This window comes from Rhodococcus sp. YL-1 (assembly GCF_001942025.1).
GTDB classification, from domain to species: domain Bacteria; phylum Actinomycetota; class Actinomycetes; order Mycobacteriales; family Mycobacteriaceae; genus Rhodococcus_F; species Rhodococcus_F qingshengii.
Genome location: NZ_CP017299.1, coordinates 5677444 through 5701060, shown reverse-complemented (window position 1 = coordinate 5701060; position 23617 = coordinate 5677444). Strand labels below are relative to the sequence as shown.

25 protein-coding genes are annotated in these 23617 nt (G+C 62.3%); 18 read left to right on the top strand and 7 right to left on the bottom strand.

Annotated elements, in window-relative coordinates; genetic code table 11:
• Positions 1 to 57 precede the first annotated feature (57 nt).
• Positions 58 to 1152: a GGDEF domain-containing protein gene (locus BH682_RS26620; protein ID WP_042446343.1), complete on the top strand. Its 1095-nt coding sequence runs from the start codon at positions 58 to 60 to the stop codon at positions 1150 to 1152.
• Between the two features lie 9 nt (positions 1153 to 1161).
• On the opposite strand, the gene BH682_RS26615 is transcribed toward BH682_RS26620, so the two are convergent.
• Positions 1162 to 1374 carry a hypothetical protein gene (locus BH682_RS26615; protein ID WP_007730800.1) on the bottom strand — a complete coding sequence of 71 codons (213 nt, stop codon included), beginning with the start codon at positions 1372 to 1374 and terminating at the stop codon, positions 1162 to 1164.
• Positions 1375 to 1406: 32 nt separating this feature from the next.
• Positions 1407 to 2837 carry an MFS transporter gene (locus tag BH682_RS26610; RefSeq protein ID WP_075834650.1) on the bottom strand — a complete coding sequence of 477 codons (1431 nt, stop codon included), beginning with the start codon at positions 2835 to 2837 and terminating at the stop codon, positions 1407 to 1409.
• A gap of 63 nt (positions 2838 to 2900) precedes the next feature.
• On the opposite strand from BH682_RS26610, the gene soxR reads away from it, so the two are divergent.
• Complete coding sequence (soxR, locus tag BH682_RS26605; RefSeq protein WP_003943238.1) at positions 2901 to 3341, top strand: redox-sensitive transcriptional activator SoxR; 441 nt, start codon at positions 2901 to 2903, stop codon at positions 3339 to 3341.
• Positions 3342 to 3353: 12 nt separating this feature from the next.
• Here soxR and BH682_RS26600 read toward each other — a convergent pair whose 3' ends face one another.
• From BH682_RS26600 to BH682_RS26590, 3 genes are all read right to left on the bottom strand, one after another.
• Entirely contained in the window at positions 3354 to 4160 is an 807-nt protein-coding gene (locus BH682_RS26600) for an ABC transporter ATP-binding protein (protein ID WP_003943111.1), read from the bottom strand.
• A 15-nt stretch (positions 4161 to 4175) separates the two neighbouring features.
• Positions 4176 to 4880, bottom strand: coding sequence for a FadR/GntR family transcriptional regulator (locus BH682_RS26595; RefSeq protein WP_003943086.1), 705 nt, complete (start codon positions 4878 to 4880; stop codon positions 4176 to 4178).
• 102 nt (positions 4881 to 4982) lie between these two features.
• On the bottom strand, positions 4983 to 5543 hold the full coding sequence (locus tag BH682_RS26590) for a QsdR family transcriptional regulator (RefSeq protein WP_003943195.1): 561 nt from the start codon (positions 5541 to 5543) through the stop codon (positions 4983 to 4985).
• 157 nt (positions 5544 to 5700) lie between these two features.
• Between BH682_RS26590 and BH682_RS26585 the strand changes: the two genes are divergently transcribed.
• The 6 genes from BH682_RS26585 to BH682_RS26560 all read left to right on the top strand — a co-directional run bounded on the left by BH682_RS26585 (position 5701) and on the right by BH682_RS26560 (position 11730).
• Positions 5701 to 6672: a phosphotriesterase family protein gene (locus BH682_RS26585; protein ID WP_030536044.1), complete on the top strand. Its 972-nt coding sequence runs from the start codon at positions 5701 to 5703 to the stop codon at positions 6670 to 6672.
• A gap of 3 nt (positions 6673 to 6675) precedes the next feature.
• Positions 6676 to 8331, top strand: coding sequence for an AMP-binding protein (locus BH682_RS26580; RefSeq protein WP_065455013.1), 1656 nt, complete (start codon positions 6676 to 6678; stop codon positions 8329 to 8331).
• A 250-nt stretch (positions 8332 to 8581) separates the two neighbouring features.
• Complete coding sequence (locus tag BH682_RS26575) at positions 8582 to 9973, top strand: MFS transporter (RefSeq protein WP_058038323.1); 1392 nt, start codon at positions 8582 to 8584, stop codon at positions 9971 to 9973.
• A 68-nt stretch (positions 9974 to 10041) separates the two neighbouring features.
• Complete coding sequence (locus tag BH682_RS26570; RefSeq protein WP_007730817.1) at positions 10042 to 10716, top strand: TetR/AcrR family transcriptional regulator; 675 nt, start codon at positions 10042 to 10044, stop codon at positions 10714 to 10716.
• Between the two features lie 38 nt (positions 10717 to 10754).
• Positions 10755 to 11387: an HAD family hydrolase gene (locus BH682_RS26565; protein WP_007730818.1), complete on the top strand. Its 633-nt coding sequence runs from the start codon at positions 10755 to 10757 to the stop codon at positions 11385 to 11387.
• A 55-nt stretch (positions 11388 to 11442) separates the two neighbouring features.
• Positions 11443 to 11730 carry a putative quinol monooxygenase gene (locus BH682_RS26560; RefSeq protein WP_007730819.1) on the top strand — a complete coding sequence of 96 codons (288 nt, stop codon included), beginning with the start codon at positions 11443 to 11445 and terminating at the stop codon, positions 11728 to 11730.
• 74 nt (positions 11731 to 11804) lie between these two features.
• Here BH682_RS26560 and BH682_RS26555 read toward each other — a convergent pair whose 3' ends face one another.
• On the bottom strand, positions 11805 to 13307 hold the full coding sequence (locus BH682_RS26555) for a class I adenylate-forming enzyme family protein (protein WP_063315559.1): 1503 nt from the start codon (positions 13305 to 13307) through the stop codon (positions 11805 to 11807).
• Between the two features lie 137 nt (positions 13308 to 13444).
• Between BH682_RS26555 and BH682_RS26550 the strand changes: the two genes are divergently transcribed.
• Positions 13445 to 14125 carry a TetR/AcrR family transcriptional regulator gene (locus tag BH682_RS26550; RefSeq protein WP_054187502.1) on the top strand — a complete coding sequence of 227 codons (681 nt, stop codon included), beginning with the start codon at positions 13445 to 13447 and terminating at the stop codon, positions 14123 to 14125.
• 73 nt (positions 14126 to 14198) lie between these two features.
• Here the strand turns inward: BH682_RS26550 and BH682_RS26545 are convergent, their stop codons facing one another.
• Complete coding sequence (locus BH682_RS26545) at positions 14199 to 14675, bottom strand: MaoC family dehydratase (RefSeq protein WP_003942878.1); 477 nt, start codon at positions 14673 to 14675, stop codon at positions 14199 to 14201.
• Positions 14676 to 14832: 157 nt separating this feature from the next.
• Between BH682_RS26545 and BH682_RS26540 the strand changes: the two genes are divergently transcribed.
• Genes BH682_RS26540 through BH682_RS26500 form a run of 9 tightly spaced genes read left to right on the top strand, consistent with a single transcriptional unit; the run spans position 14833 to position 23613 of the window.
• Positions 14833 to 15654, top strand: a complete 822-nt coding sequence (locus tag BH682_RS26540; protein ID WP_003942864.1) for an SDR family oxidoreductase — start codon at positions 14833 to 14835, stop codon at positions 15652 to 15654.
• Positions 15651 to 16454 carry an enoyl-CoA hydratase-related protein gene (locus BH682_RS26535; protein ID WP_075834648.1) on the top strand — a complete coding sequence of 268 codons (804 nt, stop codon included), beginning with the start codon at positions 15651 to 15653 and terminating at the stop codon, positions 16452 to 16454. Before BH682_RS26540 ends, BH682_RS26535 begins: the two co-directional genes overlap by 4 nt.
• Positions 16441 to 17661 carry an acyl-CoA dehydrogenase family protein gene (locus tag BH682_RS26530; protein ID WP_019745701.1) on the top strand — a complete coding sequence of 407 codons (1221 nt, stop codon included), beginning with the start codon at positions 16441 to 16443 and terminating at the stop codon, positions 17659 to 17661. Before BH682_RS26535 ends, BH682_RS26530 begins: the two co-directional genes overlap by 14 nt.
• 1 nt (position 17662) lies before the next feature.
• Complete coding sequence (locus BH682_RS26525; protein WP_007730827.1) at positions 17663 to 18445, top strand: SDR family oxidoreductase; 783 nt, start codon at positions 17663 to 17665, stop codon at positions 18443 to 18445.
• On the top strand, positions 18438 to 19472 hold the full coding sequence (locus tag BH682_RS26520; RefSeq protein WP_047269452.1) for a phosphotransferase family protein: 1035 nt from the start codon (positions 18438 to 18440) through the stop codon (positions 19470 to 19472). Before BH682_RS26525 ends, BH682_RS26520 begins: the two co-directional genes overlap by 8 nt.
• A 45-nt stretch (positions 19473 to 19517) precedes the next feature.
• On the top strand, positions 19518 to 20276 hold the full coding sequence (gene fabG / locus BH682_RS26515) for a 3-oxoacyl-ACP reductase FabG (RefSeq protein ID WP_020909429.1): 759 nt from the start codon (positions 19518 to 19520) through the stop codon (positions 20274 to 20276).
• Between the two features lie 34 nt (positions 20277 to 20310).
• A complete protein-coding gene (locus BH682_RS26510) occupies positions 20311 to 21504 on the top strand; it encodes an acyl-CoA dehydrogenase family protein (protein WP_003943047.1) in 1194 nt (397 codons plus the stop codon).
• Complete coding sequence (locus BH682_RS26505; protein ID WP_075834646.1) at positions 21501 to 22598, top strand: acyl-CoA dehydrogenase family protein; 1098 nt, start codon at positions 21501 to 21503, stop codon at positions 22596 to 22598. The genes BH682_RS26510 and BH682_RS26505 overlap by 4 nt, the downstream gene beginning before the upstream one ends.
• 31 nt (positions 22599 to 22629) lie before the next feature.
• Complete coding sequence (locus BH682_RS26500) at positions 22630 to 23613, top strand: NADPH:quinone oxidoreductase family protein (protein ID WP_003943088.1); 984 nt, start codon at positions 22630 to 22632, stop codon at positions 23611 to 23613.
• Positions 23614 to 23617: the final 4 nt, after the last annotated feature.

Here is a 23617-nt window from a genome sequence, read left to right as displayed (position 1 = left end):
GAGTCCGTTTCGTCGAAGTACGCCCAAAAGTTGCGGAGCTGCATCGGCTGATCGGCGATGAACGGTTTGGTCGACGTCGTCATGCGCTGGTGGCAGTTGCCGGACCAGTTCCACAGTTTCAGCAGGTACCTCCAGGACCGCGGGTTCTTGACTTCCTGCCGGGCGCTGGTCGGCGGAACAGCATTCTGGATGGGGCTGGTGTTGCTGTCGGCGCGATTCAGTGACGTCGGTCCGCAAGGTACGTTCTGGCGAGCGGTCAATCTGGCGGTCATCGCGCTGTGCCTCGGCGCGGCCCTGATCTGGTGGCTGTTTCCGCCTACGCCGCTGTGGTCGTACACCTTTGTCGTGGGTTCCGACGTCGCGATTGCGGCGGCGGCCGCAACCGACTCGGAACCGCTGGGACGACTCATCGCGTGCGTCGTTTTCGCGTCGATCGGCGGCTACATCGCGTTCTTCCACAATCCGAAACTCCAAGTCGGTCACTTGGTCTTCGCCTCGACCGTCACGGTGCTTTCGGGGTGGACTTTGTTGTTCGGGCCAGCAGCGGACGTCGGCTTGGGGCTGGCGAAGATCTCGGTTGTGCTGGCTACGATCATCGTGATTCCTGTTGTGTCACAGATTGTTCTGGCGGTCCTGGGTTCGGATGCCACTACCTCCGACATCGACCCGTTGACCGGACTGCTCAACCGTCGCGGATTGGCGCGTCGGGTGAACGACTTGATGGGCGCTCCGGTCACCGAAGCGGATGCACTGCTCGTAGTGGTGATCGACCTCGATCGCTTCAAGACGATCAACGACGTTCACGGCCATGACGTAGGAGACAGCACGATCATGCGAACTGCACTGCGCATCCGTTTGTGGACAACCCAGTCCGCCTTGACTGCTCGTATGGGCGGTGACGAGTTCGTCGTGGTCGAACGGGTACCGGTCAGCGTGATCTCCAGGCTGGAAGGACAGATCCGCTCCGCCATGGACGGAGCGAACGATGACCCTCCGACGAGCGCGAGCATCGGAATGGCGGTCCGCACCGCGCCCCGGAATCCGGGTGAGTCCGTCGACGCTGCTTTTGCCGAACTCTTCCGCGTCGCGGACTCGGTGATGTACGAAGCGAAGCGCGAAGGTGGCAACCAGGTGCGGGCGAGCTTGGTCTGATGTGAGAGCTCAGTCGGCGAAGCTCAGACCACGTTCGGCGAGTGCTTCGCGCAGAATCCTCAAGGCCTTCGGTCCCATCCCGTGCAAAGCGCCGAGTTCCTTCTCGGACACGGACGTCAGCTGCGCGAGATGGGTGTAACCCGCTGCGATCAGCGCGCGCTGTGCGGGAGCTCCCGTCTTCGGGAAGTCGGTTTCCACTGTGCCCGGATCCGGTTCTGTCACTGGCCAACTCCTCCGTGTGGGTTTCTCACAGTTTAGCGAGCGTCGTGAACGATTTCGGGGCTGCCGATTTTGTCGGTCGTTCGCGGAAGTGCGCGAGCTGCCACGGCAATGCCGATGATCGAGACAGCGGCGAAGGTGAAGAGAAGCAATTGCGCAGAACGAAGCGTCGACGGTTCGCCGATGTTGACCAGCACTCCGGCCAGGGCTGCACCGAAAGCATTGGCGATCAGCTGAACGGTGTTGATGGCAGCCGAGGCACGCGCACCTTCTCCGGGATCGGTGACCGAGGTCATCGCCCCGACTGCAAGATGAGGCCAGGCGATGCCGATTCCGACGCCGGCGAACAGCAGTCCGATCACCCACGCGACCATCGCACCGGCGCCGGCGTGTTCGGTGAGAAATGCTGCCATGATGCCCAACCCGATCGCGACGAGGATCGGACCGCTGACAACGATTCGTCGCACGATACGAGGGGTCGTGGCCGAGGCGCTCGGGATTTCGCCGAGAGTCCAGCCGAGAGCGAGTGCGGCCCCGAGGAATCCGGCCGCGAGAGGCGCCAGGCCGGCAAGTCGTTGCCCGAAGAGTGGAATGAACGTCTCGACGGTCGACGCGACGGCGAGGACGACGATGGTCAGGTACACCCATTTGAGAGATGACGCGTTGAACGTCGACGGCGGTAGTACGCCGTGGCGCGAGCGACGGTCAGCGGCGACAAAAGCGATCAGTAGCAGCACAGCGGCGAGAACCATTGCGGCGGTCACGGCGAGGTTGGACAGAATGCCGGCAACGCTGACCAGCAAAGCTGCCGCAGTCAGCAATGCCAGCGAGAGGACCGGCACCGGGCTACTGGTGGTGCTGCCCGGTTCATGTGCCGGTAGCGCGCTGGGGACGAGAGCGGCGACTGCGATCGTCGCGATGGCCAGGACGCCGAAAGCCCATCGCCAGGCTCCGAACTGAGCAAAGACACCGCCGATTGCAGGGCCGGCGAAGGTGCCGACTCCCCACATCGCCGAAACCAGCGCGGCCCCGCGAGTCCACAGATGTCTGGGGAGCGCGGCATTGATGACGGCGTAACCGAGACCGGCCAGCAGGCCACCGCCCGAACCCTGGATCGTGCGGCCGACCAACAGCAATTCCATCGTCGGGCTGACCGCACAGACAACGGTGCCGAGCGCGAAGATCGCGAGGCCGATCAGGTAGGCCCCGCGCGGTCCCCTGGCGGCGAGGACGTTGGTGACCAACATCGAAGAGATGACGGAAGCAATGAGGAAGACCGTCGCGGTCCAGGCGTAGTACTGCTGACCGCCGATGTCGTCGATGGCAGTCGGAAGCAGGCTGGTCGTCAGGTAGACGTTGGTCGCGTAGAGCGCAACGCCGCCTGCGAGGACGGTAGCGGTGCCGAGGTATCGACCGCTCAGGAGTTGCCGCCAGGTTCCGGCGGGAGCATCGGTGGGGGAGTGCATGTTGTCGAAGGTAGAATCTCGAGTGCGCTTCAGGTCAATGTCGCGCAGCCATTGGGAGGCAGAATGATCCGTAAGAGTGACGAACTTCTCTCGATCGGTGAGGTATCGGAGCGCACCGGCGTCGCCGTGTCGGCGGTGCGCTACTACGAAACACTCGGTCTGGTTCCTGCGGAGCGGACGGCAGGAAATATGAGGAAGTTCCCGCGGCACTCGATCCGGCGGGTGTCGCTGATCCAGTTGGCAGTCAGATTCGGGATACCCCTGGCCGAAGTTGCCGAAGTATTCGGATCGTTGCCGCAGGGGCGAACTCCGACGAAGAAGGACTGGCGCAAGATTTCCACGGAGTGGAATCAGCGCCTCGAGGATCGCAAGCAGGCCATCAACCGGATGCAGGACGAACTGACGGGCTGTATCGGCTGCGGGTGTCTGTCACTGAAAACATGCAACCTGCTCAACCCTGGAGACGAACTGGGCCGGGAGGGACCCGGCGCCAGGCGTCTCTGAAACTACTGTCGGTCAAACTCTTTCGCGTGGCCGCGACTGGGCATTCCACCGACCACCACGACGCTCGATCTCGATGGGATGCGAGAAGCACTCGCTGATGTTCTGGGTGGTGATCACGTCCTCGGCGAGGCCGCTGGCGGTCACGACGCCGTCCTTGATCAGAAGAGCATGTGTGGTGGTGCTGGGGATCTCCTCGATGTGGTGCGTCACGAGGATGCTGGCAAGTGACGGGTTCTGATTGCGGAGGTCGTCCAGTGCCGTCAAGAGTTGTTCGCGTGCAGCAAGATCGAGCCCGGTCGCCGGTTCGTCGAGCAGAAGCAGGCGCGGTTCGACCATGAGTGCGCGGGCGATCAGGGCTCGTCCCCGTTCGCCTTGGGACAAGTTGGGCCACAGTGCGTCCGAACGCGGACTCATTCCGAGTAGATCGATCAGTGCGTCGGCGTGAGCCTCTTGCTCCGGCGTCGGTGACCAGCGCGGCATCACCTCGGTGGTGTTGGTGAGGCCGGTGATCACGACGTTGCGGACCGTGATCGGAATTCCGATCGTGTGACGAGGGTTCACGTGCCCGATGTCCATCCGCAGTTCCCTCATGTCGACGCGGCCCAACTTGTGGCCGAGGACGTAAACGGAACCGCGAGTCGGGTGGGCGGTTGCTCCGAGCAGGCTCAGAAGCGTGCTCTTGCCCGCGCCGTTCGCGCCGAGGAGGACCCAGTGTTGTCCGGGTTCGATCGAAATGTTGATGTCTTTCAACAAGTATCGGCCGTCGCGGACGAGATCCACGTGTTCGGTCGACAGAACTGTGCCGGTGGGGTGTTGCACGAGAACTAACCTCTCTTAGGCGTCGAGCACACGCAGTCGTCGTAGGACGGTGTCGATGTTTGCTCGAGTTGCCGCTACCGCGGCTTCTGGGTCGGCGTCTTGAAGGGCCTCGACCAACTGATCATGGGCATGTGAGGTGTCGGGGACGCCGGCCTCGTGGGCCATCATCTCGACGAGGGATTCACGAAGGAGTGGACGCACCGACGTGAAAAGCGAGAGCAGAACTGCGTTTCCGGACAGCCGAACGACTTCGGTGTGGAAGTCGAGGTCGACGTCGACGAACTTCTCGACATCACCCTCGAAATGACTGTGTCGCATGGTCAGTCGCCGCCGCAGGCCGTCGAGGTCCTCGGGTTGTACCCGCTCCGCGGCCAGTCTGGCGGCCTCGATCTCGAGTGCGCGACGGACTTCGAAGACCTCGAGGATCCTCGAGCGTCGAAGAAGTTTGGTGAATTCGTCGACGTGCTCGAGTTCGGACGCGGCAGCCACGAAGGTTCCGACGCCGTGTCGGACTTCGAGTAGTCCGTCGCGAGCGAGGAGGCGGATTGCCTCGCGAATCGAGGAACGCCCGACGCCGAGTTCGACGGCGAGGGCCGCCTCGCTCGGTATGCGCTCGGACGGCGCCCACGTTCCATGCATGATTCGCCCGCGCAGCAACTGTTCGAGTTGCGGTACCAGCGGACCACTGCGAAGTGTGAATCCTGTGTGGTCGTCGGACACGGCTCGCCTCTCGGGTGGGTACCGAAAGAGTAACAACTCATCAGACGTCTGAGGACTCGGGTGGCCGGTGTGTCGCCGTAGTGTTCACGCGGTCGACGCGTGTCAGTTGCGGGTGACGCCGAGGAGCAGTGCGATCAGGTCGAGGGCCGTCTCGATCTCGGCCTTTTCTCGGCCGAGCAGGGGGGCGTAGAGGTGTACGTCGCAGATGCGAACGAGGGCTTCGCCCAGCACTTGCGGCGAGAGCGTGATCGTCAGTTGGCCGGCGTCGACCTGGGACTGCAAGATTTCGGCGGTGATGGAGGCGGAGATCGATTCGATGGAGCCGGGCATCATCGCGAGTTTGATGAACACCATCGGTTCGCGTTTGGTCAGCGCGCGCAGTTCTGTCGACGATTCCACCGATCGCATGACGCGGCCGAAGACGTCGAGAATGTACTCCGGACCTTGCCCCGACGCCTGTGACATCGCCTTTCGGTATGTCCGTTCGGTGGCCTCGGCCAGCACTGTTCCGAGCAGTTCGTCGCGGTTGCCGACCCAGCGGTACAGCGTCGCGCGGCCTACGCCGAGACGTTCGGCGAGCAGTGACATGTCGAGTGGTTCCTCCGCGAGGTACATGCTCGCGGCGGTGTCGATCGCGCGTCGGCGTTCGAGGTCGGTAGGCATCGGGACATTCTCTCCGGTTGTCCGGTACTGCACAATTTCGGCCGTTGAAAAATGGTGAGCCTCGGGGGATCGAGCCTATTGACGAACCTGGCCACGTGAGACACACTAGCTCATTGTCTCATGTTAGTGATGGCGATCACAGTCAGGGGTTCGATCGATGAGTTCAGTACAAACCGTTCGTGGGCCGGTGGATACAGCCGATCTGGGAAAGGTGTTGATGCACGAGCATGTCTTCGTTCTGGGTGAGGAGTTGCGCCAGAACTACCCCGACTACCCCGAACCCTGGGACGAGGAAGTACGGGTAGCGGACGCGGTGGCAAAGCTGACCGAGGTGAAGTCCCGCGGAATCAGCACGATCGTCGATCCCACGGTGATCGGCCTCGGCCGGTACATTCCGCGCATCGTCCGGATCAACGAGCAGGTCGATCTCAACATCATCGTTGCTACCGGCATCTACACCTACAACGACATTCCCTTCCAATTCCATTACACCGGACCGGGATTGCTGTTCGACGGCCCCGAGCCGATGGTCGAACTGTTCGTCAAGGACATCAGGGAAGGAATCGCCGGAACCGGTGTCCGAGCCTCCTTCCTGAAGTGCGCCATCGAGGAGCCGGGCCTTACCCCCGGCGTCGAGCGGGTCATGCGCGCGGTCGGACAGTCGCAGGTGGAAACGGGAGTGCCGATCACCGTGCACACCAATCCGCACACTGAATCCGGGCTGGTCGCGCAGAAGGTTCTGGCCGAAGAGGGTGCGGATCTGACCAAGGTGGTCATCGGTCACTCCGGCGACACCACCGATCTCGACTATCTGTGTGCGCTGGCCGATGCCGGTTCGCTACTGGGGATGGACCGTTTCGGTCTCGAACCGTTCCTGTCGTTCGAGGATCGTGTCAACACGGTGGTGGAGATGGCCCGTCGCGGTTACGCGGAGAAGATGGTTCTGGCACATGACGCGTCGTGTTTCATCGACTACTTCCCCAGTGCTGCAAGAGAAGCGGCACTTCCGAACTGGAACTACACCCACATCAGTGATGATGTCATTCCGGCGCTGCTCGAACGTGGTGTCACCGAAGACCAGGTCAAGGCGATGCTGGTGGACAACCCACGTCGGTACTTCGAGAGCTGAGATATGACCAACGTGTACGAGAGCAAGCCCTGGCTCGCCAATTACGACGCCGACACTCCGCCGAACGTAGACATCGAGCACGTCGACGCCCTCGCGATGTTCCGTGCTTCGCTGGAGCGCGATCGCACTGCCCCGATCATCAGGTACTTCGACAGGACCGTCAGCTTTGCCGAGCTCGACGAGATGTCGGATGCGCTTGCCGTAGCCCTCGCCAAGGATGGAATCGGGTTCGCAGACAGAGTTTCCTTTGTCCTGCAGAATGTTCCGCAGTTCGTGATCGCGACAGTCGCGGTCTGGAAGCTCGGTGCCGTCGTCGTTCCGGTCAATCCGATGTACCGCGACCGTGAGCTGTCCACCGTACTGGCCGACAGCGGAGCGGTAGCAGTCATCTGTCTCGAGTCCTCGGCCGAGACCGTGGCGACTGCGTCCGAGGGCACCGAAGTGCGACGGGTCATCACTACGTCGGAACGGGATTTTCAGTCGCGCGACGATGAACGGATCTTCGGTTCGGCGTCCAGGATTCGTCATGATGGATTTCCGGACCTACTGGAACTGATCGAGGCTCATCGAGGACAGAAGCCCGAGAAGGTCGATCTGTCCCCGGAAGACCTTGCCTACCTTCCTTATACGTCGGGGACGACCGGCCCGCCGAAGGGGTCGATGAACACGCACTCAAATGTCGTGTTCGCAGCGCAGATCTATCGGGACTGGCTGGGGTTGCGCCCCGGCGGCGCGATGTTCGCGGTGGCGCCACTGTTCCATATCACCGGGTTGATCGGGCACGTCGCGGCTCCACTCCTGGCCGGCGCGCCCACGATTCTGACCTGCCGATTCCATCCCATCGTTGCAGCGGAGTCAATTTCGGAGCATCGGGCTACCGCGATCATCGGAGCGATCACGGTATTCATCGCGTGGACGGACAGCGCCGCAGTCTCGAAGGAATCTTTGAGCTCTCTCGAGTCGGTGTATTCAGGTGGCGCGCCGATCCCGCACGCGGCGTTGGAAGCGTTCCGGTCGAAGTTCGGTCACTACATTCACAACGGCTACGGGCTGACCGAGACGAACAGCCCGGCAATCGTGGTGCCGAATTCGCGTGAAGCGCCGGTAGATCCGGCGTCGGGGGCCGTTGCTGTCGGCGTACCGGTATCGAATACGTACGCCGAGGTGGTGGACGAGAACGACAAGCCGGTACAGGTCGGGGAGTACGGCGAGATCGTGGTCTCCGGTCCCCAGGTTGCACTCGGATACTGGAACAAGCCGGACGAGACCGCACATGCCATGCCGGACGGGCGTTTTCACACCGGCGACATCGGATTCATGGACGGCGACGGTTGGTTTTACATCGTCGACCGGATGAAGGATCAGATAAATGCGTCGGGCTTCAAAGTGTGGCCACGCGAAGTGGAAGATGTTCTCTACGAACACCCCGCCGTACGAGAGGCTGCTGTCGTCGGTGTCATGGATCCGTATCGGGGCGAAACCGTGAAGGCCTTCGTGTCCTTCAAGGACGGTGCCGAGGCGACCACCGAGGATCTGGTCGAGTTCTGCAAGGAAAGGCTTGCAGCATACAAGTATCCACGCATCGTCGAGGTAATGAATGACCTCCCGAAAACAGTGAGCGGCAAGATTCTTCGTCGTGAACTGCGGGTACCGAACTAGATCTGCCTGACAAACGAATTGCCGGCCGCCGACAAGGTGAGCCGGCCATTCGTCGTGGTGGCTGACGAGCATCGGTAGGGGATTTAGTCCCCTATGCGGCAATGCATTTCAGTGATTGACATCACTCTTTTTGTATCGCAGACTGATCGCAACGCCACAGAGTTGAAGTTGGTGTCAGTTTCTACTTCTGGCCCGGTTCCGCTTCTCAACTCCCGGCGCGACGAGCGTCCGACCCATCGAGGAGTAACCCATGACGAGATCGGCAGTGGATTCGAACACGCAGGCAGGGGGCCTGTCCGATCAGGAACGGAAGAAGAAGAAAGCGCACCGCAAACTTCTCGGCGCGGGACTGCTCGGCAGTTCCATCGAGTGGTACGACTTCTTCTTGTACGGAACGGCTGCGGCACTGGTCTTTCCGCATGTGTTCTTCCCCGATTCATCCGCACTGATGGGCACATTGCTCTCGTTCAGTACGTTCTGGGCCGGCTTCGTTGCCCGCCCCATCGGCGGTTTGGTCGCCGGACACTTCGGCGACAAGTATGGGCGTAAGCCCGCTGTCGTCACCTGCCTGTTGCTGATGGCCGTCGCGACGTTCCTGATCGGCGCGATCCCGAGTGCGTCGGCAATCGGCGTCGTCGCTCCGATTCTTCTGGTGACACTGCGATTCATCCAAGGTCTCGCCTGCGGTGGCCAGTGGGGCGGAATCGTCCTTCTCCTCACCGAATCCGCGAGTCCCAAGAAGCGCGGATTCTCAGGCACTTTCGGTCAGATGGGTGTCTCGTTCGGTGTAGTGCTGGGCAACCTGGTCTTCCTCGTCGCGACCGCGACCATTTCCAATGATGCATTCCTGAGCTGGGGTTGGCGAGTTCCGTTCTTCGCCAGCGCGCTGCTCTTCCCTGTGGTTCTGTACATCCAGACGAAGGTCGAGGACACGCCGGAATTCCTCGAGTTGCAGGAAGACGCCAAGAAGAACCAAAAGGACGTCGTCGTTCAGGCTCCACTGGCGCAGGCGCTCAAGGATCACTGGCGCAAGATTCTGCTCGGTTGCGGACTTCTGGCCGCCACCAATGCACTGTTCTACATCAGCATCGCCGGCGTGCTCAGCTACGGCACAACCGAACTGGGGTTGAAGCGGAACTCACTGCTCATCATCTCGCTCCTGAGCGCGTTGCTGACAGTCGGCGTGGTGCTGTGGTCCGGGAAGATGTCCGACAAGATCGGTCGTCGTCCGATGATCCTAATCGGCGCCGCGGCGATCGTGGTCTGGGCATTCCCGTACTTCTGGTTGATCAACACCAAGTCCCTGCCGCTGTTCTTCATCGCGGTGACGGTTGGCAGCGTGTTCCAGTCGATGACCTACGGGCCGATCGCGGCATACATGGGTGAGCTGTTCGCACCCAACGTGCGCTACTCGGCAGCATCGTTGGCCTACCAGTTGGCTGCGATCACGGTCAGCGGTGGCACTCCGTTCATCATGACAGCACTTATCGCGAAGACCGGAACCACGACATGGGTTGCCGTGTTCGTGGCACTCATGGGCTTGGTGACCTTCTTCAGTGCCTGGGTGCTGAAAGAGACCAACCCGAAGGAAGTTCGGGACGATCCGAACGCAATTCCGGGCGCGCACCTGTACGCCAAGTAACTCTTTCGGTTTCGAGCAGACGCCCGCTATCGGTCACCGGTAGCGGGCGTCTGACGTATAACTGGAGCATGGCTGCAGCACGCACAGGCTCCGAAGATGCTTCGTCGACAGTGTCACGGGAACTCCCCTCCACTCAGCGTGGCTTGCGTACGCGGCGAGCGTTGATCGATGCGGCCCGCACCGTTTTCGAACGGTCCGGCTATCTGGACTCGCGGCTGATCGACATCACTGTGGAGGCGCAGTGCTCGGCCGGTACCTTCTACACCTACTTCGCGAGCAAAGAAGAGATCTTCGCGGCAGTGATGGAGTTGGCACGCGAAGACATGATGCATCCGGGTATGCCGCACACTCCGAAAGGCGCGGATCCTGCTGAGGTCATCGCGGCGAGTAACCGCGCGTACCTCGAGGCGTACCGACGGAACGCGAAGCTGATGGGACTGCTCGAGCAGGTAGCAAGCATCGATCCGGAGTTCCGGGTTCTCCGCCTCGAGCGTGCTGACGCGTTTGTTCGACGCAACGCGCGCAGTATCGAGAAGCTGCAGAAGGCCGGACTGGCGGACGCGAATCTGGATCCGCTACTGACGTCTCGGGCACTCTCCGGGATGATCAGTCGACTTGCGTTCGGGTACTTCGTATCCCGCGGCGGCGAGGACGGCGCCGCCGGAGTGACCTTCGACGGTCTGCTCGATACCGTCAACCGGTTGTGGATCAACACTTTGCAATTCTCGCTACGCCGAAATTGATGTTGACGCCGGGTTCATGTTTGGTGTCTGATGGAGCAATGACACCCACGCGTACGGCAGTGCTCGTCGATTTCGGTGGAGTTCTCACCTCCAGTGTGCTGCGAGCCTTCGAAGATTTCGGAGCCTCGCTTGGGGGCGACCCACGACTTCCGTTGACCCTGCTCTCCCGCGACGACGTCTCGAAGCGACTGCTCTCCGATCACGAATCCGGAAAGATCGACCAGGAGGCCTTCGAAGCAGGATTCGGGGAACGGCTACGAGCGCACGGCGCCGTCGTGGACAGCGAAGGATTGGTCGACCGTATGCAGGCCGGGCTTGTCCGAGACGAAGAGATGGTGCGACTGATTGCGGACGTCCGAGCGGCGGGTCACCCTGTTGCGCTCGTGTCCAATGCTTTCGGGCGTGATTGCTACGCGGGTTTTGTGCTCGAGGACCTCGCCGACGAAGTGGTGATCTCCTCGGAAGTCGGGATTCGTAAGCCCTCTCGTCAGATCTACACCATCGCGTGCGAGCGGCTGGGTGTTGCGCCCGAAGGCGCCGTGATGATCGACGACCTGCAACAGAACCTCGACGGCGCGGCACGATTGGGGATCGCCGGCATTCTCCACACCGATGCGGAAAGCACTCGCAGTCAGTTGGAATCGACGTTCGGACTACTGCCCATGCAGTGAAACTGTAGGTTCTCGGTAACACTCGAATACTGCTGGAACACTTTTGGAGGAATGAATGATTGCTGTCATCGCGGATATCACCGTCAAAGACGGAAGCGGCGAACAGTTCGAAGCCGTAGTCGCCGAACTTGCCGAGAAGGTGCGCACGGAAGAGCCCGGAACGGTTCTGTATCAACTGATCCGCTCGAAGACGGATACGAATTCGTACAAGTTCATGGAGCTGTATCAAGACAGTGCTGCGATCAAGGCCCATGGATCGTCCGAGCATTTCCAGGCCGCGGGAAAGGCGATGGCGCCCTTCCTCGCAGGCGCCCCGCAGATCGAGTACTTCGACGCACTCTGAGCGCATGGACAGGGCACTCTGAGCGCATGGACAGGTGAACCCCGGCGAAATCTCGCCGGGGTTCACCTGTGTTTTCAGTTCTGCTTCTGGGCGAGGAGTTCGGTGCGGTCGATCGATCGCTTGAGGATCTTTCCCGTCGAACCCTTCGGGAGCGCGTCGATGAACTGGACGACCCGCGGAATCTTGTAGGCGGACAGACGTTCCCGAGCCCACGAGGTGACGTCATCTGCTTCGAGGTCGGAGCCTGGGCGCACGGCCACCACCGCCGCAACCTCCTCGCCGTAGTAGTCGTCGGGTATACCGATCACCGCGGCCTCGATGATGTCGGGGTGCTGGTAGAGCACCTCTTCGACCTCGCCTGGATAGACGTTGTATCCACCGCGGATGATGAGGTCCTTGACGCGGTCGACGATGCGAAGGTCACCGTCGGCGTCGGTCTCGCCGAGGTCTCCGGTGCGGAACCATCCGTCGTCGGACAGGACGGCGGCCGTGTCGGCCGGGCGCTTCCAGTAGCCCTTCATGACCGTCGGTCCTTTGATGAATACCTCGCCCACTGTGCCTGCCTGGCAGACATTTCCGTCGTGATCACGGACCTCGACCTCGGTGCGCGGTACGGCGCGGCCGGTGTATCCGATCTTTGCGACGCGGTCGATGCTGTTGAAAGTTCCGAATGCGCTCGTCTCGGTCAGGCCGTAGCCCTCGAGGATTGTGCAGTTGAACCGTGCTTCGAAGGCGCGAGCGACTTCACCGGGAAGTGATGCGCCACCGGAGATTGCGATCCGCAGTTGTTCGAAGTCGGAGCTGTCCACGTCGGCTGCGGCGTGCAGCATGGCATTCCACATGGTGGGGACGCCCGCCATGATGGTGAGCTTGTCCCGACGCACCAGGTCGAGCATGGCGGCCGGGTCGAACCGGGCGAGCAGGGACAGTGATCCGCCGCCGGTGAAGGTTGCCATCATGACCGAACCCTGGCCGAAGATGTGAAAGAGCGGCAGTCCGGTACCGGTGCGGTCCGAGGGATTTCCGCGGCTGCTCTCGGCGCCGATCTCACCGGCAGACAACAGATTCCCGACTGTCAGCTGAGCTCCCTTCGGACGTCCGGTGGTACCGGAGGTGTAGAGAATCGCCGTGGTGTCCGCTGTGTCGCGGTCGACCACCGTTGCCGGTGGATGGTCGGCCTTCGCCGATTCTTCGGTGAGCGTCCACACCGGGACGCCGCGCGCACTCCCTGCATCCTGAACTGCGGGACCGAGCTGGTGCCAGGCGATCGCCAGCGAAATCTCGGCGTCGTCCAGTACGTACTCGACTTCGGGTTGCGCCGACATCGTGTTGATGGGCACCACGACACAACCTGCAGCCTGAATCCCCATGTACGCCACGATGAATTCAGGCACCGACGGCGCCGCGAGCAGAACCCGGTCGCCGATGCTCAACCCTTCGTCGCGAATGCGGCCGGCAAACGCCAGAGACGCGTCGTGAAGCTGTCGGTATGTCCAATGACTATCCGTGCCGCGAATTGCAATATTTTCCGGAGTGGCTTCCGCGTGACGGGTCACCGGGTCGAGAACGCTAACCATGGTTCTGCCTTTCGGGAGGAATCGACCGATTGTGTGTCCTGGGTCTCACCAGAGCGTACACTTGAATCCGGCGTCAACATCGAGTCTGCTGGGATTGTCCCGAAAATGATGTTGATCGGAAGGATGAGGAGCGCACCGTGCTCGACGACGAATCGCGAATTGCCGCCTTACCGGTGGCTCCGCCCGCGCTGCTCCGGGATCGACCGACCACCGAGCGGGGGACACGCACGCGTGCGGCATTGGTTGCTGCTGCCCGTAAGGTTTTCGAGCGCAGTGGCTATCTCGATGCACGTTTGATCGACATCGCAAAAGAAGCCGGTTGCGCGACGGGATCGTTCTACACGTACTTCGCGAACAAGGAAGAGGTGTTCGCCGCCGTCCTCGAGGTCGCGCGAGACGACATGATGCACCCGGGCATGGGACGCGTTGCGAGCGCGGACGATCCGTACGCCGTGCTCGAGGCAAGTAATCGAGCGTATCTGGCCGCGTATCAACGCAATGCGAAGTTGATGGGGCTCATGGAGCAGGTAGCTCACATCGACCCGGAGTTCCGGAAGTTCCGCAGCGAGCGTGCCAATGCGTTCATACGCCGTAATGCCCGCGGGATCGCAGATCTGCAGTCCCGCGGCATCGCGGACACGGCGCTGGATCCGATGACGGCGTCGATTGCTCTGTCCGGCATGGTGAGTCGACTCGCCTACAGTCTGTTCACCCTTCGTGAGGGTGAGGTGGACGGGCGTTCACCGGAGTTCGATCAGATTGTCGCCACTGTGACCGATCTGTGGGCGAACGCTCTGAAGTTCCCCGACCGTCTCTGACGAGGTGGGCCGCCCCGGCTGCATCGATGTTCGAGCGGCCGGGCGTCCCAGTCTCGGTTCAGCTCTTTTCGGTTCAGCTCTTTTCGACGACGCGAGCGACGGATTCGGCGACCACGACGGGCTTGTCGGAACCCTCGCGCTCGACCACCTGGCTCATCTTCACTTGGATTCCGCCGGGCAACTGCTCCGCGGACACGACGGTTGCGCGCATCCGGACCCGGGATCCCACGGGAACGGGAGCGGGGAAGCGAACCTTGTCGTAGCCGTAATTGAGGCTGTGGGCGAAGCCGTCGAAGTGGATGAGTTGGTAGGAGAACTGGGGTCCCAGTGAGAGGCTGAAGAGTCCGTGCGCGATCGTGCTGCCGAGCGGGCTCGATGCGGCTCGTTCCGGGTCGACATGAATCCACTGATGATCGTTTGTGGCTTCGGCGAACGCGTTGATGCGCTCCTGGGTGATGTCGTACCACTCCGTCGGGCCAAGTTCCTGGCCGATGAGCTTCTCGAGCTCGGCGAAGGTGGACGGGCGGACGGGCAATTGGTTTTCAGTCATCGTTATCCCTTTACTCGCAGTTCAGGAGGACGGAACGGGCCGTTCGGGTGACCGTCGCGATTCGACGGTTGAAACTGACGCCGGATTCAACTATACATGAGGGGAGACGTGGATCACTGTCAGCGCGTAGGTATGACGCAAGCGAGAGGAATCGCTCATGAAGGTTGCCCAGAAGGTAGCAATTGTCACCGGTGGCGGCGGGGGAATCGGCGGTGCACTGGCCGAGCGACTGGCTGCCGAGGGTGCTCGCGTCGTAGTGGCTGACCTGGACGGGGCAGCAGCTTCGGCAGTAGCAGAGGCGATCAACGCGGAGCGTCCCGGAGCGGCCGTGTCTGCCGGTGGCGACGTCTCCGACGAGACGGTCATTGCGGGCCTGATCGCGCAGGCGGAAAAGGAATTCGGCCCGGTCGACCTCTACTTCGCCAATGCCGGCGTTACCGGTGGCATGGGCCTCGACATCAGTGAAGACGTCTGGGACACGACGATCGACGTCAACGTTCGCGCCCACATTCGCGCTGCCAGGCTCCTCGTCCCCGGCTGGACGGAGCGCGGGGAGGGCTACTTCATCAGCACGGCCTCTGCGGCCGGCTTGCTCAGTCAGGTCGGGTCCGCCGCGTACTCGGTGACCAAACATGCCGCGGTCGCGTTTGCCGAGTGGCTCTCGATCACCTACGGAGATCAGGGTGTTCGCGTCAGTTGCTTGTGCCCGATGGGCGTCAACACCAAGCTCCTCTACGAAGGTGAGAACTCCGGCGATCCGGTCGGCAAGGCCGCAACCGGAGCCGTGCTTGCGGCAGGCAATGTTCTCGAGCCTGCCGAATGCGCCGAAATCGTTCTTGCGGCAGTGGATGCCGAAGAATTTCTCATCCTTCCGCACAAGAACGTGCTGGACATGTACCGGCAGAAGGGCGCCGACTACGACCGTTGGCTGCGCGGGATGCGCCGGTACCAGGCGTCGCTCCTCGCGGGAACACGATGACCGAGGAACTCGTCCTCTCCGAGCAGAGAGGAGCGGTGCTGGTTCTGACATTCAATCGGCCCCGCGTTCTCAACGCGTGGACCAACGAGCTCGAAGATCAGTACTACGACTTTCTGGCCGTGGCAGACGAAGATCCCAGTGTCCGAGCAATTGTTGTCACCGGCTCCGGCCGAGGATTCTGCTCGGGGGCTGACCTCGGCAATTTGAAGAACGTCGGCGAAGTCTCCGAAAGTGATCTTGTCCGGCCGCGAGACCGTCATTTCCCGACCACCATCCGCAAGCCGCTGATCGCCGCCGTCAACGGCGTCGCTGCCGGGCTCGGAATGGTCGAGGCTCTGTACTGCGACGTTCGTTTCGGTTCGAGCGCAACACGATTCACTACCGCGTTCGCGCGTCGAGGCCTGATTGCGGAGTACGGCATCTCCTGGATGTTGCCCCGCTTGGTCGGGCACAGTCGAGCAGTCGATCTTCTGCTTTCCAGCCGGATGGTGGACGCCGACGAGGCGTACCGCATCGGTTTGATCGACCACCTGGTCACCGGCGGTGACGTTCTGGATGCGGCGATTGCTTACGCCGAGGACATCGCGGCGAACTGCTCGCCGACGTCCCTCTCCGTCATCAAATCTCAGATGAGTGTCGATGCGCACTCGACCTTCACCGATTCCGCCAGGCGTGCGGAATCGCTGATGCTGAACGCATTTCACGGCCCGGATGTCGTCGAGGGTGTCAACAGCCATCTCGAACATCGAGCCCCCAATTTTCCTTCCCTCTCTGTCAGGAGTTCACATGTCAGTGTTTGAGTTCTCGGATCGCACCAAGAAGTACCAGGCCGAACTGCTCGATTTCATGGACAAGCACGTTTACCCGGCCGAAGCGGTCTACGAAGAGCAGATGCGTGAGTCCGGTAACCCGCACTTTCAGCCGCCGATCATCGACGACTTGAAGAAGGAAGCCAAGGCCCGCGGGCTGTGGAACCTCTTCCATCCCCATCCCGAATGGGGCCCCGGCCTGACCAACCTGGAATACGCACCGCTCGCGGAGATCATGGGCCGCAGCCACCTGGCCTCCGAGGCCACCAACTGCGCCGCTCCGGACACGGGAAACATGGAGGTGCTCACGCTCTTCGGCACCGACGAGCACAAGGAGAAGTACCTCAAGCCGCTTCTCGAAGGCGAAATTCGTTCCGCTTTCGCGATGACCGAGCCCGAGGTTGCCAGCTCCGACGCCACCAACATCCAGCTCCGTATGGACCGTGACGGCGACGAGTACGTGCTGAACGGCCGTAAGTGGTTCGCTTCCAACGCCTTGCACCAGAACTGCAAGGTTCTGATCGTCATGGGTAAGACCGACTTCAATGCCGCCACCCACCGTCAGCAGTCGATGATGGTCGTGCCGATCGATGCTCCCGGCGTCACGATCCTGCGCAACCTGCCGGTTTTCGGCTACCAGGACCGCGAAGGACACGGCGAGATCACTTTCGAGGACGTGCGCGTCCCGGCCAAGGACATTCTCGCCGGTGAGGGTGAAGGATTCGCGATCAGCCAGGCCCGCCTCGGCCCCGGCCGCATCCACCACTGCATGCGTGCAATCGGAATGGCCGAGCGCGCACTGGAACTGATGTGCAAGCGCGCATCCACCCGCATCACCTTCGGGAAGCCCGTCAGTGACAACGCGAATATCCAGGACTGGATCGCCGAGGCTCGTATCGACATCGAGATGGTTCGACTCCTCACGCTCAAGGCCGCACACATGATGGACACGGTGGGCAACAAGGAAGCGCGCACCGAGATCGCAGCCATCAAGGTTGCGGCACCGAACATCGCGCTCAAGATCATCGACCGCGCCATCCAGGTTCACGGCGGTGGCGGCGTCACCGACGACTTCCCGCTCGCGATGGCTTACGCCCACATGCGCACCCTTCGCCTGGCCGACGGCCCGGACGAGGTGCACAAGCGCGCCATCGCCAAGCAGGAACTGCGCAAGTACCGCGAAGTCAAGGCGAACTGACATGGCAGGACTGGATCTCACAGGTAAGACGGCAATCGTCACAGGCGCATCGCGGGGCATCGGCCTCGCGACCGCGCAGGCGATTGCGGCGGCGGGCGGAAACGTCGTACTGACTTCGCGCTCACAGGAATCCGCAGATGCGGCTGCCGCGCAGGTGAACGGCAACGCGATCGGCGTCGGCGCTCACGCGACGGACGAGGATGCTGCACGCAAGTGCGTCGAGCAGACGATCGAGCGTTTCGGCAGTCTCGACATCTTGGTGAACAACGCGGGCACCAACCCGTCGTTCGGGCCGATCATCAACCAGGATCACTCGCGCTTCGCCAAGACTTTCGACGTCAACGTGTGGGCTCCAGTCCTGTGGACCGGCCTCGCAGCGCGGGCCTGGATGGGCGAGCACGGTGGTTCCGTGGTCAACACCGCTTCGATCGGCGGCATGGCGTTCGAGGCGGGAATCGGTACGTACAACGCGTCGAAGGCTGCTCTGATCCACATCACCAAGCAGTTGGCGCTCGAGTTGTCACCGAAGATTCGTGTCAACGCCGTTGCGCCGGGAGTGGTGAGAACCAAACTCGCCGAAGCTCTGTGGAAAGAACACGAAGAAGCGGTGTCCGCGTCGACTGCTCTCGGACGCATCGGTGAACCCGAGGACGTGGCCGCTGCCATTGCCTTCCTGGTTTCGGATGCAGCCCAGTGGATCACCGGCGAGATCATGACCATCGACGGTGGCCAGTTGTTGGGTGACGCACTCCCGTTCCGGCAGGGAGCGTCCGTCGGTGGCTAGCGTCGGAGTAGTGGGACTCGATACCGAAGCGGTCACCGGGTGGATCGCAGGCCTGGGGATCGACTTTTCCGGGCCGTTGTCCTTCGATCGAATCGGCTTGGGGCAGTCGAATCTCACGTACCTGGTTCGCGATCAGGACGGCAATCGCTGGGTGCTACGACGCCCACCGCTGGGGCATCTGCTGGCCTCGGCTCACGACGTGGCGCGTGAGGCTCGAATCCTGAGCGCTCTCGAATCCACCGACGTGCCTTCGCCGCGAGTATTCGGGTTGACCGAGGATCCTGCCGTCACCGAAGTTCCGCTGCTCCTCATGGAATTCGTGGACGGCGAAGTGGTGGACCGAATGCCTCTTGCGGAGGCGTTGTCGGAAGATCGTCGTCGGGCAATCGGCATCTCGCTGGCTCAGACGTTGGCGAAGATACACGCCGTGGATCTGAAGAAGGCCGGCCTCGACGACCTGGCGAGCCACAAGCCCTACGCTGCACGGCAGTTGAAGCGTTGGGGAGGTCAATGGGAACAGTCGAAGACGCGGGAATGCCCTGATCTCGACGATCTCACCCGACGCCTGATTGCAGCCCAGCCGGATCACACTGAAACCACGTTGGTGCACGGCGACTTTCACCTACGCAATGTGATCACCTCGGCGAGCAACGGCGAAGTTGTCGCGGCCCTCGACTGGGAACTGTGCACACTCGGTGATCCGTTGGCGGACGTCGGAAGCTTGTTGGCGTACTGGCCGGCGGCTGGTGAGAATACCGGCGGCGATTTCCCGGCGTCGGCACTCCCGGGATTCCCCTCGCGAGAGGAGATCTCCCGGATCTATCTCGAGGCCACCGGACGGGACCCTGCTGCGCTGAAGTTCTGGCACACGTTGGGACTGTGGAAGATTGCCGTGATCGCCGAGGGCGTGATGCGTCGCGCCCGCGACGAACCGCAGAATGCCGCCGAGAGCGGAACTCCCACCGTGGAACGTATTGACGCCTTGGTCGCCAAAGCCAGGGAAATTGCAGATCAGGCCGGGATCTGACGAGATCGTCCGGTGTCCGTCGAATCACGAAAGTATGGAGGGCCAGTGAGCCAGGAACGTAGAACCGCAATTGTCACGGGTGCAGCACGCGGAATCGGTGCGGCAGTAGCGAAGCGACTGTCGGAAGACGGTTTTGCCGTCGCCGTGCTCGACCTCGACGAAGCGGCGTGTGCCGGAACCGTCGACGCGATCAAGGCCGCAGGCGGACAGGCACTGGCCGTCGGCGCTGACGTCTCCGACGAGGCTTCGGTCGCTGCAGCAGTGGATCGTGTTGCCGCAGAACTGGGTGCACCTACCGTGCTGATCAACAATGCCGGCATCACTCGCGACAACCTTCTGTTCAAGATGAGCGTTGCCGAGTGGGATTCGGTGATGAACGTCCACCTGCGCGGAGCGTTCCTCATGTCGCGTGCGGTGCAGAAGTACATGGTGGAAGCGAAGTTCGGCCGCATCGTGAACCTCTCGAGCACGTCGGCTCTCGGCAACCGCGGACAGGTCAACTACTCCGCGGCGAAGGCCGGAATGCAGGGCTTCACCAAGACATTGGCCTTCGAGCTGGGCAAGTTCGGCGTGACCGCGAACGCTATTGCCCCCGGATTCATCGAAACCGAGATGACCGCCGCAACGGCCGAGCGCATGGGCGTCGGCTTCGAGGACTTCAAGACCGCTGCCGCTTCGCAGATTCCGGTCAATCGCGTCGGACAGCCCGAGGACATCGCGCACACCGCGTCGTTCTTCGTCAGCGAAGGCGCAGGCTTCGTTTCCGGTCAGGTCGTCTACGTCGCCGGTGGACCGAAGGACTGACCGTCCGCTCACCGCTCGAACCGAAGGAATGGGCATGGCTTTCGACGAAGAGGCAGTATCGCGTGATCTCACCGAGAAGGTGAACACGCTTCTCGCGGAGAACGATCCGAACAGCGTGTCGGTATCGGACTTCCTCGGCGCACGATTCGACGCCGGACTGGCGTGGGTTCATTTCCCCGAAGGTCATGGGGGGCTCGGTGTACCGCAGAGCTTTCAGCGTCAGGTGAACGCTCAGCTGGAGGCCGCCGGTGCACCGGGCCCGGCCACCGGCAAGAACGGGATCGGACTGGGCATGGCGGCACCGACCATCGCTGCCTTCGGCACCGAGGAGCAGAAGCAGAAGTTCCTGCGCCCGTTGTGGACTGCGGAGACGGTCTACTGCCAGCTGTTCAGTGAACCGGGCGCAGGTTCGGACCTCGCGGCCGTCGCTACCCGCGCCGTCCGCGACGGCGACGACTGGATAGTCAACGGGCAGAAGGTATGGACGTCGGGCGCGCAGAATGCGCAGCTGGCGATTCTCGTGGCCAGGACCGATCCGTCACGTTCCAAGCATGCGGGTCTGAGCTACTTCATCTGCGACATGACCGATCCGGGCGTCGATGTCCGGCCGCTGCGTCAGATCACCGGCGAGGCCGAATTCAACGAGGTATTCCTCACGGACGTCAGGATTCCGGACGCCAATCGCCTCGGAGCCGAAGGCCAGGGGTGGAAGGTTGCGACCACCACCCTGAACAACGAGCGTGTTGCCATCGGTTCGGGCGCACCGCGTGAGGGAGGCATGATCGGAAAGGTCGCTCAGGCCTGGCGTGACGAGCCCGAGCTGCGTAACCCGGCGATGCACGACGAGTTGATGCGGCTCTGGACCGAATCCGAAGTTGCGCGTCTGACCGGGGAGCGACTGCGCCAGCAGCTCGCCGCCGGCCAGCCCGGCCCCGAAGGCTCGGGAATGAAGCTCGCGTTTGCCGGTTTGGCTCAGCAGATTTCGGGTTTCGACCTCGAGCTGCACGGCGAAGCCGGTCTGCGCTACGACGACTGGACGCTGCGTCGACCGGATTCCGTCGACTTCACCGGGCGTGAACCCGGATACCGGTACCTGCGAGCCAAGGGCAATTCGATCGAGGGCGGAACGTCGGAGATCCTGCGCAACGTCATCGCAGAACGTGTACTCGGGTTGCCGCCCGAGCATCGCGTCGACAAGGACATCGCCTGGAAGGACCTACCCCGATGAGCGCCGATCTGCTGTACTCCGAGACCGAACAAGATCTGCGAGCCAGCGTCAGACGACTGCTGAGCGAGCGGGCCGGCGCCGACACCGTGGTCACGGCGTACGACGACGTGTCCGCCGACTTCACCGGGCTGTGGAAGTCGCTGGCGTCGGAACTCGGTTTGGCGGGACTGCTGGTACCCGAGGAACTGGGCGGGGCAGGTGCGTCGACGCGTGAGGCGGCGGTCGTGATGGAGGAGATCGGACGTGCGGTCGCTCCCGTTCCGTTCTTCACCAGCGCGGTGCTGGCGACGACGGCGTTGCTGAAGGCCGGCGAGACCGAGGTGCTCGGTCAATTGGCAGCGGGGGATTCGACGGCTGCTCTGGTCGTCCCGTTGTCCACTGCACCAGGAACTTTCACACCTACTGTCAAGGCAACGGCGAGTGGACTCGTCGGCAGCGTCACGACGGTTGCCGGCGTCGCCGAGTCCGATGTTCTTGTTGTTCCGATTGCCGGTGAGAGCGGCCTGGAGCTGCACACCGTTCGGATCGCCGACGCTACCGTCACGCCGGTTCTGTCCCTGGACATGACGCGCCGATTGGCGGACGTCGAGTTCTCGGGTTCGTCGTCGGTCCGTGTCGACAGCGGCAATGCGGCGCAAGCGGTTGAGGAAGCGTTGCTCTGCGGAAGCGCACTTCTGGCGTCCGAACAGTTCGCTGTAGCTCAGTGGTGCCTCGAAACGACTCTCGCGTATGTGAAGGAGCGCAAGCAGTTCGGCCGGGCGATCGGTTCGTACCAGGCGATCAAGCACCGCCTCGCCGATCTCTGGCTCGAAGTCAGCTCTTCGGGCGCGGCAGCACGCTATGCGGCGGACACCTATTCACGCGGCGACGCCGATGCGGCGATCGCAGCGACGGTGGCCCAGGCATTCTGCAGCGGCGTCGCGGTTCATGCTGCGGAGGAGTGCGTCCAACTTCATGGTGGTATCGGAATGACGTGGGAGTATCCGGCGCACCTGTACCTCAAACGGGCGAAGAGCGATCAGCTGTCGCTGGGAACCGCGTATCAGCATCGGGCACGCCTCGCCGAGTTGGTCGACCTCCCGATCTCGTCCTGAAACTCACCCACTATCTGTCTGGAGAATTGCTGTGAAGGCTTGGCGCGTCAACGAACTCGGTCAACCCCGCGATGTGCTCGCGTTGGAGGAGACCGCGGATCCCACCCCGAATGCGACGGAGATGTTGGTCAAGGTGCTGGCAGCTCCGGCCAACTTCCCCGACGTCCTCATGTGCCGGGGTGAGTACCAGATCAAGCCGCCGCTGCCCTTCACACCCGGTGTCGAACTGTGTGGTGAAGTGGTCTCGGTCGGTGAATCGGTGACCAAATTCGCAGTGGGGGACCGGGTGATCGGTAATCCGAGTCTGCCGTCCGGCGGATTCGCCGAGTACTCGGTACTGGATCAGAACAACACGTTCCCGGCGCCGTCGGCTCTCGACGACGCGGAAGCATCCGCTCTGAGCATCGGCTATCAGACAGCGTGGTTCGCTCTGCATCGCCGCACCCAACTGCTCGAGGGTGAGACATTGTTGGTCCACGCTGCTGCGGGTGGTGTCGGTAGTGCGGCAGTGCAACTCGGCAAGGCGGCAGGCGCCAAGGTGATCGGTGTCGTCGGCGGCCCGGACAAGGCCGAGTACGCGCGCAAGCTCGGCGCCGACCTCGTCGTAGACCGTCACAGTGAGGACTTCGTGGCAGCGGTCAAGGAGTTCACCGGCGGCAAGGGCGCCGACGTGGTCTTCGATCCGGTCGGCGGCGACGCATACGCGAAGTCCACCAAGTGCATCGCCTTCGAGGGACGGATCGTCATCATCGGCTTCGCCGGTGGCACGATCCCGCAGCCGGCACTCAATCACGCTCTCATCAAGAACTATTCGATCATCGGACTGCACTGGGGGCTGTACAAGGCCTACAACCAGCAGGCCATCGACGACTGCCACGTCGAGCTCACCAGGCTCGCCGATGCCGGCTTGGTCAAACCACTGATCAGTGAGCGGTTGTCGTTGACGGACGTTGCCGACGGTATCGGTCGCCTCGGCGACGGCACCACGGTCGGTCGCGTCGTGTTCCAGCCCTGATTCT

What these genes read in the sequence shown, in the direction of transcription:
- BH682_RS26620 (WP_042446343.1), top strand. Translation starts at nt 58, where the DNA reads ATGAACGGTTTGGTCGACGTCGTCATGCGCTGGTGGCAGTTGCCGGAC.
- BH682_RS26610 (WP_075834650.1), bottom strand. Translation starts at nt 2,837, where the DNA reads ATGCACTCCCCCACCGATGCTCCCGCCGGAACCTGGCGGCAACTCCTG.
- soxR (WP_003943238.1), top strand. Translation starts at nt 2,901, where the DNA reads ATGATCCGTAAGAGTGACGAACTTCTCTCGATCGGTGAGGTATCGGAG.
- BH682_RS26590 (WP_003943195.1), bottom strand. Translation starts at nt 5,543, where the DNA reads ATGCCTACCGACCTCGAACGCCGACGCGCGATCGACACCGCCGCGAGC.
- BH682_RS26585 (WP_030536044.1), top strand. Translation starts at nt 5,701, where the DNA reads ATGAGTTCAGTACAAACCGTTCGTGGGCCGGTGGATACAGCCGATCTG.
- BH682_RS26580 (WP_065455013.1), top strand. Translation starts at nt 6,676, where the DNA reads ATGACCAACGTGTACGAGAGCAAGCCCTGGCTCGCCAATTACGACGCC.
- BH682_RS26575 (WP_058038323.1), top strand. Translation starts at nt 8,582, where the DNA reads ATGACGAGATCGGCAGTGGATTCGAACACGCAGGCAGGGGGCCTGTCC.
- BH682_RS26570 (WP_007730817.1), top strand. Translation starts at nt 10,042, where the DNA reads ATGGCTGCAGCACGCACAGGCTCCGAAGATGCTTCGTCGACAGTGTCA.
- BH682_RS26565 (WP_007730818.1), top strand. Translation starts at nt 10,755, where the DNA reads ATGACACCCACGCGTACGGCAGTGCTCGTCGATTTCGGTGGAGTTCTC.
- BH682_RS26560 (WP_007730819.1), top strand. Translation starts at nt 11,443, where the DNA reads ATGATTGCTGTCATCGCGGATATCACCGTCAAAGACGGAAGCGGCGAA.
- BH682_RS26555 (WP_063315559.1), bottom strand. Translation starts at nt 13,307, where the DNA reads ATGGTTAGCGTTCTCGACCCGGTGACCCGTCACGCGGAAGCCACTCCG.
- BH682_RS26545 (WP_003942878.1), bottom strand. Translation starts at nt 14,675, where the DNA reads ATGACTGAAAACCAATTGCCCGTCCGCCCGTCCACCTTCGCCGAGCTC.
- BH682_RS26540 (WP_003942864.1), top strand. Translation starts at nt 14,833, where the DNA reads ATGAAGGTTGCCCAGAAGGTAGCAATTGTCACCGGTGGCGGCGGGGGA.
- BH682_RS26535 (WP_075834648.1), top strand. Translation starts at nt 15,651, where the DNA reads ATGACCGAGGAACTCGTCCTCTCCGAGCAGAGAGGAGCGGTGCTGGTT.
- BH682_RS26530 (WP_019745701.1), top strand. Translation starts at nt 16,441, where the DNA reads ATGTCAGTGTTTGAGTTCTCGGATCGCACCAAGAAGTACCAGGCCGAA.
- BH682_RS26525 (WP_007730827.1), top strand. Translation starts at nt 17,663, where the DNA reads ATGGCAGGACTGGATCTCACAGGTAAGACGGCAATCGTCACAGGCGCA.
- BH682_RS26510 (WP_003943047.1), top strand. Translation starts at nt 20,311, where the DNA reads ATGGCTTTCGACGAAGAGGCAGTATCGCGTGATCTCACCGAGAAGGTG.
- BH682_RS26505 (WP_075834646.1), top strand. Translation starts at nt 21,501, where the DNA reads ATGAGCGCCGATCTGCTGTACTCCGAGACCGAACAAGATCTGCGAGCC.